Source organism: Brochothrix thermosphacta DSM 20171 = FSL F6-1036 (genome assembly GCF_036884295.1).
In the GTDB taxonomy this organism is placed as follows: domain Bacteria; phylum Bacillota; class Bacilli; order Lactobacillales; family Listeriaceae; genus Brochothrix; species Brochothrix thermosphacta.
Genome location: NZ_CP145608.1, coordinates 724,137 through 736,947 on the forward strand (window position 1 = coordinate 724,137; position 12,811 = coordinate 736,947).

Annotated in this window: 13 protein-coding genes and 5 tRNA genes; all 18 read left to right on the plus strand. The window is 36.1% G+C overall.

Annotated elements, in window-relative coordinates; genetic code table 11:
• The first annotated feature begins 351 nt into the window (after window positions 1-351).
• The 18 genes from V6S17_RS03685 to V6S17_RS03770 all read left to right on the plus strand — a co-directional run bounded on the left by V6S17_RS03685 (window position 352) and on the right by V6S17_RS03770 (window position 12,604).
• Window positions 352-1,905: a DEAD/DEAH box helicase gene (locus V6S17_RS03685; RefSeq protein WP_029090556.1), complete on the plus strand. Its 1,554-nt coding sequence runs from the start codon at window positions 352-354 to the stop codon at window positions 1,903-1,905.
• Window positions 1,906-2,190: 285 nt separating this feature from the next.
• Window positions 2,191-2,667, plus strand: coding sequence for a PH domain-containing protein (locus tag V6S17_RS03690; RefSeq protein ID WP_029090555.1), 477 nt, complete (start codon window positions 2,191-2,193; stop codon window positions 2,665-2,667).
• Entirely contained in the window at window positions 2,660-4,117 is a 1,458-nt protein-coding gene (locus tag V6S17_RS03695; RefSeq protein ID WP_029090554.1) for a PH domain-containing protein, read from the plus strand. The genes V6S17_RS03690 and V6S17_RS03695 overlap by 8 nt, the downstream gene beginning before the upstream one ends.
• An 83-nt stretch (window positions 4,118-4,200) precedes the next feature.
• Window positions 4,201-4,554: a holo-ACP synthase gene (gene acpS, locus V6S17_RS03700; RefSeq protein ID WP_029090553.1), complete on the plus strand. Its 354-nt coding sequence runs from the start codon at window positions 4,201-4,203 to the stop codon at window positions 4,552-4,554.
• A gap of 4 nt (window positions 4,555-4,558) precedes the next feature.
• A complete protein-coding gene (gene alr, locus V6S17_RS03705) occupies window positions 4,559-5,674 on the plus strand; it encodes an alanine racemase (RefSeq protein ID WP_029090552.1) in 1,116 nt (371 codons plus the stop codon).
• A 96-nt stretch (window positions 5,675-5,770) separates the two neighbouring features.
• Window positions 5,771-6,118, plus strand: a complete 348-nt coding sequence (locus tag V6S17_RS03710) for a type II toxin-antitoxin system PemK/MazF family toxin (RefSeq protein WP_029090551.1) — start codon at window positions 5,771-5,773, stop codon at window positions 6,116-6,118.
• 120 nt (window positions 6,119-6,238) lie between these two features.
• Window positions 6,239-6,658, plus strand: a complete 420-nt coding sequence (locus tag V6S17_RS03715; RefSeq protein WP_029090550.1) for a hypothetical protein — start codon at window positions 6,239-6,241, stop codon at window positions 6,656-6,658.
• 5 nt (window positions 6,659-6,663) lie between these two features.
• Window positions 6,664-7,665 carry a PP2C family protein-serine/threonine phosphatase gene (locus tag V6S17_RS03720; protein ID WP_029090549.1) on the plus strand — a complete coding sequence of 334 codons (1,002 nt, stop codon included), beginning with the start codon at window positions 6,664-6,666 and terminating at the stop codon, window positions 7,663-7,665.
• An 18-nt stretch (window positions 7,666-7,683) separates the two neighbouring features.
• Window positions 7,684-8,028, plus strand: a complete 345-nt coding sequence (locus tag V6S17_RS03725) for an STAS domain-containing protein (RefSeq protein WP_029090548.1) — start codon at window positions 7,684-7,686, stop codon at window positions 8,026-8,028.
• A complete protein-coding gene (gene rsbW, locus V6S17_RS03730; protein WP_036026725.1) occupies window positions 8,018-8,464 on the plus strand; it encodes an anti-sigma B factor RsbW in 447 nt (148 codons plus the stop codon). Before V6S17_RS03725 ends, rsbW begins: the two co-directional genes overlap by 11 nt.
• A 13-nt stretch (window positions 8,465-8,477) precedes the next feature.
• Complete coding sequence (gene sigB, locus V6S17_RS03735) at window positions 8,478-9,257, plus strand: RNA polymerase sigma factor SigB (RefSeq protein ID WP_029090546.1); 780 nt, start codon at window positions 8,478-8,480, stop codon at window positions 9,255-9,257.
• 130 nt (window positions 9,258-9,387) lie between these two features.
• Window positions 9,388-11,553, plus strand: a complete 2,166-nt coding sequence (locus V6S17_RS03740; protein WP_029090545.1) for a Tex family protein — start codon at window positions 9,388-9,390, stop codon at window positions 11,551-11,553.
• 2 nt (window positions 11,554-11,555) lie between these two features.
• The gene (locus V6S17_RS03745; protein ID WP_029090544.1) at window positions 11,556-11,999 is read left to right on the plus strand and encodes a SprT family protein; all 444 of its coding nucleotides are present in this window, start codon (window positions 11,556-11,558) and stop codon (window positions 11,997-11,999) included.
• 138 nt (window positions 12,000-12,137) lie between these two features.
• Window positions 12,138-12,225: transfer RNA gene (locus V6S17_RS03750), tRNA-Ser, on the plus strand.
• Between the two features lie 12 nt (window positions 12,226-12,237).
• Window positions 12,238-12,309: transfer RNA gene (locus tag V6S17_RS03755), tRNA-Glu, on the plus strand.
• Between the two features lie 8 nt (window positions 12,310-12,317).
• Window positions 12,318-12,394, plus strand: a tRNA-Asp gene (locus tag V6S17_RS03760).
• 56 nt (window positions 12,395-12,450) lie between these two features.
• Window positions 12,451-12,527: transfer RNA gene (locus V6S17_RS03765), tRNA-Asp, on the plus strand.
• Window positions 12,528-12,532: 5 nt separating this feature from the next.
• A tRNA-Gln gene (locus V6S17_RS03770) sits at window positions 12,533-12,604 on the plus strand.
• The last annotated feature ends 207 nt before the right edge of the window (window positions 12,605-12,811 follow it).

Below are 12,811 nucleotides of genomic sequence, written 5' to 3' on the forward strand. Positions count from 1 at the left end.
ATTGATTAGTATTATGAAAGTTAATTCAACACTTTTCATAAAAAACATGAAAAAAAATGTAAAAATGTCATTCTTTAGTCAAAAAATATTGAAATGAATGCTCGTACGTGTTATTATTAGAATAGATTAGTAAGCCGAGCTAATTAGGGCGAGGGCTTTTTGAGTGAATATTAGTTTATAAGTAGTTACTGTGAGACACATTTGCTTGGTACGCAATATCAGAGACCAAGCTTTTATTATGGATAAAAACTTAAGCTGTAAAAGCAGTGACAATTGTAGAAGAGATCATACAGAAGCTCTCCTGAGTAGATGGTTTAATACCAATTTTGCACCATAAAGGAGAAGAATATATTGACTAAATTTTCAGAACTAGGTTTAGATGAAAACGTATTAAAATCAGTAGAACGCATGGGGTTTGAGGAAGCTACACCAATCCAATCAAAAACAATCCCATTAGCAATTGCAGGAAAAGATTTAATTGGACAAGCACAAACAGGTACAGGTAAAACTGCTGCTTTTGGTTTGCCACTTATTCAAAAAATCGATCCTAAAAATGATAACGTTCAAGCTATCATTATTGCACCAACACGTGAGTTAGCAATTCAGGTTGCTGAAGAGCTTTACAAATTAAGCTTTGACAAACGTGCACGTGTATTATCAGTTTACGGTGGTAGTGACATTGGTCGCCAAATCCGTTCGTTGAAAAAAAATCCACAAATCGTTGTCGGAACTCCAGGTCGTGTTTTAGACCATATTCGTCGTAAAACATTGAAATTAAACAATGTTGAAACTGTCGTAATGGATGAAGCTGATGAAATGTTGAACATGGGATTCATCGATGATATCGAAACAATCCTTAGCGAAATTCCTAAAGAACGTCAAACATTGTTATTCTCAGCAACAATGCCTGATCCGATTCGTCGTATCGCTGAACGTTACATGCAATCACCAGAAGTTGTACGTGTTGCAGCTAAAGAAATGACAGCACTTTTAATTGAACAATTTTACGTTAAAGTTCAAGAAAAAGAAAAATTTGAAGCGTTGGTACGTCTTTTAGATGTACAAGCACCAAAATTATCTATCATCTTCGGCCGTACAAAACGTCGTGTTGATGAAGTTTCACGTGCATTAGATATGCGTGGATTCAACGCTGAAGGTATTCATGGTGATTTAACGCAAGCTAAACGTTTAAGTGTATTGCGTAAATTTAAAGAAGGTAAAATTGATATCTTAGTTGCAACTGATGTTGCTGCTCGTGGATTAGATATTTCTAACGTATCTCACGTTTATAACTTTGATATTCCGCAAGATCCAGAATCATACGTACACCGTATTGGTCGTACTGGTCGTGCAGGTAAAGAAGGAATGGCTGTTACATTTGTATCGCCACGTGAATTAGGTTACTTACGTATTGTTGAACAAACAACTAAGAAACGTATGACTCCTCTTGAGCCACCAACAGAAGATCAAGCATTTTCTAGCCAATTGACTCAGTCAGTTGAGCAAGTAATGGATAAAGTACGTAAAGGTAACTTAGAAAGCTATGTTACATCTGCTCGTGACTTGCTTGAAAGTGTTTCTGCTGAAGATGCAGTTGCTGCAATGCTTGCATTAGTAACTAAAACTCCAGATCAAACACCAGTACATATTACTGAAGAGCGTCCATTGCCTAACCGTGGCGGTGGAGGAAACCGTGGCAGCAAAGGCGGCGGCGGATACAAAGGTAAACGTACTAGCAGCAGCGGCAAAGGCGGCGGCGGTTACAAAGGTAACGGCGGTTCACGTCGTAGCTCAGGTGGCGGCGCTTCAAGTGATCGTAAAGAAGGCGGCGCTCGTCGTGAACGTCCAGCTGGAAACGGCGGTTCACGTCGTAGCTCAGGCGAACGTAGTTCATTTAAAAAATAATTAACATTCAAGAGTCTAGTGATTAACTAGGCTCTTTTTTTGTTTTATCACGTTAATTTTTTTGGATAAAGCGCCTTTCATAAATGTTTGTTGTGCAGATGACCTATTGTAATGAAAACATAGAAAAGGTATAATTGTTGAAACTTAGAAATGTAAATGATTTAGATAGATAGAAAAGAGAATGTCTGTATTTTACTGAAATATGAGCAAGATGATTAGAATGAAACCAATGTTGCACTTTGTTAAAATATCATCTAGAATTAAATTAAAGAAAGGATGTTATATGTGGAAATTTTAAAGAATCAATTACCAGTAATAATAAAAAAAGTGTGGCGACAAGTTATTTTTATCGAGATGGCGATTTTTTTTGTCCTTACTATTGCCTACTTAACGCTAGCTTATTTGTTTGATTGGTCATACTATTGGGGATCTATCGGTTTAGTTATATTGTTATTATTGTATTTTGTTGAGGATAAAGTAATTAATTCTTTGCGTTGGCATCGTTTCCGATTTGAGATTCGTGAGGAAGAACTTGAAATAGCTTACGGTATTATTTTTAGACATCGTGAACTTATACCGATGGTACGAATTCAACATGTTGAAACAACTCAGGGCCCATTGCTTAGGAAGGCAGGTCTAATGACGGTTGATATCCATACTGCAGCAACTGTACATACTATTTTGGGTTTAGAAGAAAATCAGGCAGAACAACTACGAAATCAAATTATTGCGTTGGTAAAGGTGGCTGTTGAGGATGTCTAATATACATACAAAAACACGTCAAAGAGAGCATCCAATTCAGCTGTTTATCTTGTTTTTTGAATTTATTAAAACGTGGTGGTTTCTCCTAGCGATGTTGTTTTTTAACGTTGTTATAAAACAAACAGTAAGTGGTGTTTTAGTATATGGAGGTTCAATCGTTTTAATCGTATTGCTGTTATTAAAATTAGTAAGTTACTTCTTTCGTTATTACGAAGTCGCTGAAGATGGTGTTCATCAGTATGAGGGGATTTTCGTGAAAGAACATAAATTTATGCCATATGAGCGCATTCAATCCATCCATGATCAACAATGGTTTTTTTATCAGCCATTTGATGTTGTGCAAGCGAAGATAGAAGTTGCTGGTAGTGAATCGACGATTGTCTTAAATGCTGTTAAAACAAGCGATATTGATTTAATTAAAAACTATCGTAAAAAAGCAGTAGATAGTAAAAAAACGAGTGAATTAAATGAAGTAAATAAAGGGTCAAATGAGAGTGTAATCGAAAATGTTGAGAAAACAGTATGGGAAGAAACACTGCCATTTAAAAACATTATTATAAATGCTTTAAGTTCTCTAAAATCATATATAGGTTTATTTGTTTTAATTGGGATTATAAACCAGTTGCAAAGTTACATAGGTGAAAAATATATCGATGCACAAATTGAAAGATTATTTAATTATGGCGTTATAACAATTATCGTCCTAATTTTGCTGGCGTTTCTTATAAGTGTGTTAATTGCATTAGTGAGTGATTACATCAAGTATTATAATTTCACGTTACATGGCTATGAGGGCTACTTTGTAATTGAACGCGGCTTGTTTGAAAGACATAAAACAACAGTGAGCTATGATAAAGTACAAGCCGTCTCAATAAAAAAAGGGATCATTGCACATTTTTTAGGCTATGCTAGCATATCAGTCATTCAGGCTGGTGAAGTTGAGGGGACAGATAAATATGTGATGCCGCTTATTAAAGAAAATGAAATAGAAGGATTTATGAGCAAAGTTTTTCCAATGATGACATTTCCTGAAGTGCAGCAAGGATTAGCTTTAAGGACATTACATTCGTTCTTTCTAACACGTATTTTATGGTTATACGCACCACTTTTAATTGGTATTTATTTTATTTCCAAACCATGGGCATGGTTCTTGTTAATGTTACCTCTGCTGTTTTTTATAAAGTATATTATACAACGACGTTATAGTGGCTATAAAATTGCAGGACGTTTTTTGGTTTTTCAAGTGATTGGTTGGTTTACAACAGAAAAATTATACGTTAATCGTAATAGAATACAAGCGATGTATTTTAAGGATTCAATTTGGATGGAAAAAAATGATTTTAAACATGTACGATTGGCTATTAAAGAAACGACTTCATATGAGGTGAGTTTGCAATATTTAAAAAATATAGAAGCACAAAAAATTTATAATTGGTTCAGTCAAAAATAAATTAATGTTGAAGTGAGTAAGTCATACTAAAAGCCTTTACTATGACAAATAGTGTTGGTAAACTAGGAAAAGAAGGTATTTAAATGATTATTGGTATAGGTATAGATACTGTGGATCTTGATCGAATTGCACAATTGATTGAACGCAATTCGCGTTTTGCATCTCGAGTGTTAACTGAGGCGGAAATTTTAGCCTGTAATAAGTTGAAAGGGACACGCGTTATTGAGTTTGTAGCAGGGCGTTACGCTGCAAAAGAAGCTTTTTCAAAAGCATATGGTACAGGTATTGGCCCTGAATGTTCTTTTCAAGATTTAGAAATATTGAATGAAAAAGGTGGAAAACCAGTAATAACCCATCCATTTGGAATGAACGCTTTCGTGTCTATCACACATACGAGCACTATAGCAATGGCACAGGTAATATTAGAAGAGAGGTAATTATATGACGTTAGGGACACATCGTAATACATGGATAGAAGTCAATTTGAAAAACATCGAGGAAAATATCAGTAACGAGAAAAAAATATTATCTGAAAATGTTGCTGTTTTTGCTGTTGTTAAAGCAAATGGTTATGGCCATGGTGCAGTTGCGGTTGCGAAAGCTGCGAAGGCTGGCGGAGCAACTGGTTTTTGCGTGGCGTTACTTGATGAAGCTTTAGAGTTGAGAGCAGCTGGGATAAATGAACCTATAATAATTCTTGCGCCTATTCGCGCAGAAGATGTTGCGATTGCACAAAAAGAATCATTGAGTATTCCTATTTGTGATTTGGAATATTGGCAGTTAGTAAAACCTCATATTGCTGAAAGCTTGCCCCTATACTTACATTTAGTGATTGATTCTGGAATGGGACGAATTGGCTTTCGAGATGAAGAAGAAATTAAAATAATTGAAAAAAATATTGTTGAGCATCCAACGGCACAATTAGAGGGTGTTTTCACGCATTTTGCTACTGCGGATGAGCTGGATACTACTTATTTTAAACAACAGTTAAAAACATTTAAAGTATTAAAGACAGCCCTTATTACACAACCTAAATATATCCATTGTTCGAATAGCGCAGCTGCTCTCATGCACCCGGAGTTGGAAATTAGCTGCATTCGACTAGGTATTGCAATGTATGGTCTATCACCATCTATGGAAATAAAACCAATGCTACCTTATCAATTAAAACCTGCATTGGCACTTTTTTCAAAATTAACTCAAGTTAAATGGGTTGAAGAAGGTCAATCGATTGGCTACGGTGCTACATATAAAGTAGCTGAAACAGGCGAATGGATTGGCACGCTTCCGATAGGTTATGCGGATGGTTGGTTGCGTGATCGTTCAGGCAGTTTTGTTTTAATTGAAGGCCAACGTTGTCAAATTATTGGTCGTGTTTGTATGGACCAATGTATGATTCGTTTACCAAAATACTATCCGATAGATACTACAGTTACTTTTATTGGCGAAAGTTACAATGAGTCAGTTACTACTGATGATGTTGCTGATTATAGTGGCACTATTAATTATGAAATCGTTTGTCTCCTAAGCGATCGCATTCCACGTTATTATATTTAAAAAACCATCGAAGAACACATCAAAATCGATCACACAATTGAAATGTGGAAGCAGGTTTTTTCGATAACCAGCTTCATCAAATGGAGGAATGCTAGAATGATTAGAAGAGGTGAAATTTATTATGCAGACTTATCTCCTGTCAAAGGATCAGAACAGGGTGGAATTAGACCAGTGTTGATTATCCAAAATGATATCGGCAACAAGTTCAGTCCAACCGTTATTGTTGCAGCTGTTACTGCTAAAATTCAAAAAGCAAAACTTTTAACCCATGTCGAAGTAAAAAGCAGCAAAAAAGGATTGAATAAAAATTCAGTGATTTTGTTAGAACAAATTCGTACAATTGATAAACAAAGGTTAACAGACCGTGTAACAGTTCTTGATAAAAAGGTGATGAAAGAAGTAGATAACAGTCTGAAAATAAGTTTAAGCCTGGTTACTTTTTAGTAGGTCAAGTGGATTATCATACTTATAGAAACAAAATAGGCTATAATAGTATTATGCTCTATGCATATACTGAAACTAATAAAAGAAAACACCCTAAATATTATAGGCCAGGTGAACGTAATGCATATAAAATCGAAGTTTGAAATAAATAGTGAATGGGACATAATCGAAGTCCGTCAAGAAGTTAGAAAAGTGTGTAAGAAAATCGGTTTTGATTATGTTACACAAGCATATATTATTAATTTTACCAGTGGTATATGTCAAAATATGTATACAGTTGCTCAGTCAGGTGTCTTTTCAATAGAAGGAATTATTGAGGAGAAACGAATGGGAATTAAAATAATAGCAGTAGATCAGGGGCCTGGCATAGAAAATATGGCAGATTTCCTGTCTGAAAATATTGCAGTAAATCAAACAGATGGTATAAGGCTAGAAATGTTAAGCGTTAGACGCTGGTTTGATGAGTTTGAAATTGCTTCAACAGAGTTAGGGGTAGACGGGGTGGAAGTAACCGTGACAAAATGGTTAATTAAGGGGTGAAATTTGTGACTTTCCGTTTTGAGAAAGATTATAGTAAATTTCTGAATGGGTATATAAAAGAAGGGGACGAAAAATACTTATATAATATTAATAAGTGGAGTAAAGAAGCAATTTCACAAGGTGTTTCACCTGAAGAAATCGTTGGTATTCATCGTACCGCACTTCTTACGATTCCAGAAAAATTACCGGATATTGTATTGTCGTCTTTAGAGGTATTGATGACGGTAATGGTGAATTATGGTGCGGATTATAGACGGAATCTTATTATAAAAAAACAACAGGAAGAACTGCAAAAAGAAATTTTAAAAGCTGGGAAAATCCAAAAATCATTGTTACAAACAGAAATTCCAAGTAAAGAACATTTGGATGTTGGTGTGTGTGATAAGCCTGCTAACCAAATGAGTGGTGATTATTATCATTTTTTTGAAAATGAAACAGCCATCACTGTCAGTCTAGCGGATGTGATAGGTAAAGGGATACCCGCAGCGCTAGCAATGTCGATGCTTAAGTATGGTATGCAAAATGCTCCTGATGATGTAGTAAGTGTGAGTGGTATGTTATCCTACCTTAACAAGGTGGTTGAAGAAAATATTTCAGATAATATGTTTATTACGATGTTTTTAGGGGTATATGATAAATCGAATAAAGTGTTTACCTATTCGTCTGCAGGTCATGAAATTGGTTTTTGGTATAACGCATTAGATAATGAATACCAGGATCTATATGCCAAAGGATTAATGTTAGGTATTCAAGAAGAAGTCACTTATCATGAGTACCAGCGTTCGCTTAGTATAGGTGATTTTATTGTGGTGTTATCAGATGGTGTGACAGAGACACGAATTGGTGACGGGTTTATTGAACGTGAAACATTAAAAGAGTTAATCTACTCGTTCCATGAATTATCGGCACAGGATATTGCTGATAATGTGTATAAAAAATTAGTTGAGCTACAAAATTTTAAACTATATGACGATTTCACATTAATTATCATCAAACGTATAGCTTAAAAATAGGGGGGATATTAAATGGTTTTAAACACAAGTGTCGAAGAAACGAATGATAATACAGCCATTTTCACATTAAGGGGTGAAATTGATGGTAATACGGCACCTCGTTTAGAAATTGAAATGTCTAAGTTTGCTGAGATTGAAAATTTTGTAATACGAGTCAATTTGAGTGAAGTAACTTATATGGATAGTACAGGCTTAGGAGTTTTTGTCGGTATTTATAAAAGTCTTGTTAAGGTAAATGGACAGTTGTTAATTGAAGAAGTACCTAAGCGACTAGACCGCTTATTTACAATTACCGGTCTAGACAATATAATGTCGATAAATCGAAAGGAAAAGGATGACGGTGCTGATGACAATTAAAAAAATTGATTGTATTGAAATGAAAATACCTGCTAAATCCGAATATATTTCTTTAGGACGTTTAACGCTTTCGAGTATTGCTAATCAATGTGGTTTCAGTTATGAAATCATCGAGGATTTGAAAATTGCTATTAGTGAGGCAATTACTAATGCAGTCACTCATGCTTATCAAAATAGTGAAGAAGGCATTATTGAAATTATATTTTCACGCTATGAAGACCGGCTAGGAATACGTGTTAAAGATGAAGGCGTTACTCCAGCAGATGGTGTAAAGCTTTCAAGTGATCGTAAACCCTATACAGCAGATGTAACTGCTGATACTTTAGAAGTGGGTGGCTTGGGGTTGTTTTTGATTCAAGCCTTAATGGATGATGTGGTACTTAAAGAAGAAAATGGTGTGGAAATCGAAATGATTAAATACTTTGATAAAGAGTAGGTGACTACAATATATGGTGCACAGAGGAAAAGCAACTGATCCGACTAAGGAACAAATAGATGAATGGATTCAACAAGTGCAAAAATCAAATGACGAAGAGGCTAAAACAAAGTTGGTTCTTCATTATTCTGGTCTTGTAGAAGCTTTGGCGCGTAAATACTCTAATGGAAAACAATCCTATCACAATGATTTAGTTCAAGTGGGTTATTTGGGATTATTAGGTGCAATTGCTCGTTTTGATGCCTCATTTGATCGTAAGTTCGAATCTTTTGCAATCCCTACAATTATTGGTGAAATTAAACGTTACTTGCGTGATAAAACCTGGAGTGTACATGTACCAAGACGAATAAAAGAACTTGGTCCAAAGATAAAAAATACAGTAGAAGAGTTAACGATTGCTCTTCAACGTTCTCCAAGTATTCAAGAAATTGCTCAGAGTATTGACTACACACAAGAAGAAGTACTAGAAGCAATGGAAATGGGTCAAAGTTATCAAGCATTATCTGTGGATCATACCTTTGAAACAGATAATGATGGTTCGCAAATGAGTTTATTAGATGTTGTTGGTGAAGATGGTTATGAAATGATAGAACAACGCATGCTGCTTGAAAAGGCTATGCCTGTCCTTAATGACCGTGAACGTATGGTATTACAACTAACTTTTTTTGATAATAAAAGTCAAAAAGAAGCTGGTGAAGAAATGGAAGTATCACAAATGCACGTCTCACGATTACAACGTGGAGCAATTAAGAAATTACGTGCCGCATTATTAAAAATGCAATATGACGAATAAAAGGACAGTACTCACAATTTATGTGCGTGGTGTCTTTTTTTTATAACTCATCTTTTTTTAAAAAGGCGTGCGAGTGTGATAAAATTGAATTATGACGAAGGAAAAATTAGTATAAAGGGGTTTTAAACGAATGGATGCAATCATCATACAACAATTAACCAGCGAATTAACACTGCGGAAAAAACAAATTGAAACAACCTTAGAATTGCTAGAAGAAGGCAATACTGTTCCGTTTATTGCACGTTATCGTAAAGAAGCCACAGGAGAACTAGACGAGGTTCAAATCCGTACAATTGAAGAACGTTATAACTATTTAGTGAAGTTATCGCAACGTAAAGAAGATGTATTACGAACCATTGCGGAACAGGGTAAGTTAACAACTGAGTTAAAACAAGCAATTGAAAAAGCGACAAAACAACAAGTTGTTGAAGATTTATACCGCCCTTATAAAATAAAGAAACGTACGAAAGCAACAATCGCTAAAGAACAAGGTTTAGAACCGTTGTCAAATTGGTTATTAGGATTGCCTACAACGGGTAGTGCAGTAGCGGAAGCTGAAAAATATATCAATGCGGAACAAGAAATCAACTCAAGTGAAGAAGCATTAGCAGGTGCTCATGAAATTCTGGCAGAAGTTATTAGTGACAATCCTGTTTATCGTAGCTTCATACGTGAGATGACATATAATCGTGGTCGTTTAACAGCAACTAAGAAAAAGAAAGCGGTTGATGAGCAAGAAGTCTTTGCAATGTACTACGATTATGATGAGGCAGTAAAATCAATCGTTCCTCATCGTGTGTTAGCGCTTAACCGTGGAGAGAAAGAAGACGTCTTAAAAGTAAACCTTGAGGTTGATGAAGAAGCCGTTCAACGCTACATTGCCTTGCAGGTGATGCGTAAACAAGAGACAGTAGCCCAAGCTGCAATTATTGCCGCGATTACAGATGCATACAAACGTTTCATTGGACCGGCGATAGAGCGTGAAATACGCAGTGAATTAACGGAGCATGCAGAGACGCATGCGATTGATATTTTTGGTCAAAATTTACGTAAATTATTGCTGCAATCGCCATTAAAAGACAAATGTGTGTTGGCATTAGATCCAGCCTATCGTACAGGATGTAAATTAGCTGTGCTGGATAAGCAAGGCAAGGCAGTAACAACATCAGTTATTTATCCCCATAAACCAGTAAACAAATTGGTAGAAGCGCAAAAAATAATGTTGGATCTTATTAAGAAATACGATGTTGAAATTATTGCTATTGGTAATGGGACAGCGTCACGTGAATCCGAACAATTTACATCTGAATTAATCAAAGATAATCATTTGTCAGTTGCCTATATTATTGTGAATGAAGCGGGTGCGAGTGTTTATTCTGCTAGTGAAATGGCACGTGAAGAATTCCCTGATCTCACAGTTGAAAAACGGTCGGCAATTTCAATTGGTCGTCGTTTACAAGATCCATTAGCCGAATTGGTTAAGATTGATCCTAAATCTGTTGGAGTTGGACAATATCAACATGATGTTTCCCAAAAAGAATTATCAGATACCCTAACATTTGTAGTTGAAACGGCAGTTAACCAAGTAGGTGTTAATGTCAACACGGCATCAAGTGCACTATTACAATACGTCTCTGGTCTTAACAAAACAACCGCACAAAATATCCGTCGTTATCGTGAAGAAAACGGCCCGTTCTTAAGTCGAGCACAATTGAAAAAGGTCCCACGTTTAGGCGCAAAATCTTATGAGCAAAGTATTGGTTTTTTACGTATTCCTGACGCTAAGAACAAGTTGGATGAAACTGCTATTCACCCAGAATCATACGATGTTGCAAAACAAATTTTAACCCAATTACAATTAAAACCAAGTGATTTAGGTACGGAAGAATTGGTTAAAGGGATTGCGAATATTAATATTGAGTCATTGAGTGAAAGCACAGGTGTTGGTGTTGCAACATTAACCGATGTTATTGCTTCAATGAAAGCACCGAGTCGAGATTTACGCGACGATATGGAAGCGCCGTTATTACACCAAGATGTATTATCGATGACTGATTTAAAAGAAGGTATGGAATTACAAGGCACTGTTAGGAACGTTGTTGATTTTGGTGCATTTATCGATATTGGTGTGAAACAAGACGGTTTAGTTCATGTTTCTAAACTCAGCGATAAATTTGTAAAAGACCCAATGAAAGTAGTCTCAGTGGGTGATATAGTAACCGTTTGGGTTGTAAGCGTTGATACAAACAAACAACGTGTTGCTTTATCGATGATTCAACCGCGTGTTAAAGCATAACAATGACGGATGAACAGTTACAACAATGGATGGAAAGGGTGTCTGAAGTTTTTTTCGGACATCCTTTTGTTCACCAAGCGCGTTTTAATAAACGACTGCAGACAACGGGCGGTCGGTATCTATTAGCGACACATGCTATTGAAATGAACCATAAATATTTAGATGCCTATGGTGAGGAATATTTTGAAAAAATAATGAAGCATGAGCTATGTCATTATCATTTACATCTTCAAGGAAAAGGATACCAGCACCGTGATGTTGATTTCAAAACAATGTTAAGAGCTGTTGGAGGAACCCGTTTCTGTAAACGAATTGAAACAGCGAATGATCATCAATACGAATGTCAAACATGCCATTTTATTTATCATCGTAAGAAACAGCTTAATGTTGTAAAATATGTTTGTGGTAAGTGTAAAGGTAGATTGAAAAAAATAACTGACAAATAACAACTGAAGTTTTCTACGACACTTTTTTAGTTTAGAGAAACTTTTTTCAGACAAATTAATATAGTTTCTTAAAAACTATTGACGATGTCGGAGAAAGCCTATATAATACTAAGAGTAGTCAAGAGATAACTTCTTTTAGGGGAAATACTCAAGTGGCTGAAGAGGCGCCCCTGCTAAGGGTGTAGGTCGCGAAAGCGGCGCGAGGGTTCAAATCCCTCTTTCTCCGTATTTATATTTAGGCCCGTTGGTCAAGCGGTTAAGACACCGCCCTTTCACGGCGGTATCACGGGTTCGAATCCCGTACGGGTCACTTTTATTGGTCTGGTAGTTCAGCTGGTTAGAATGCCTGCCTGTCACGCAGGAGGTCGCGGGTTCGAGTCCCGTCCAGACCGCCAGTTTTTTTAAACGTAGTTTTGTGACAAGTAACAAAGTAGTTTACAACTTATTAAACGGTCTGGTAGTTCAGCTGGTTAGAATGCCTGCCTGTCACGCAGGAGGTCGCGGGTTCGAGTCCCGTCCAGACCGCCAGTTTATGGGGTGTAGCCAAGCGGTAAGGCAATGGATTTTGATTCCATCATGCGTAGGTTCGATCCCTGCCACCCCAGTTCTTAAGTCTCTATTTATAATAGAGACTTTTTTATTTGCGTGAATTTAAAAGTATTCTAAAGATATGAAGAATCGTCTGGAAATCATGCATTAGTATAGCTTAATTATTTATATAATTAATAAAAACTATTTGTGTACTAAACGTGTTAAAATAAATAGTGCATTGCTTTACGCTTACATAACTATGTTAAGCTAATAACAAAAAA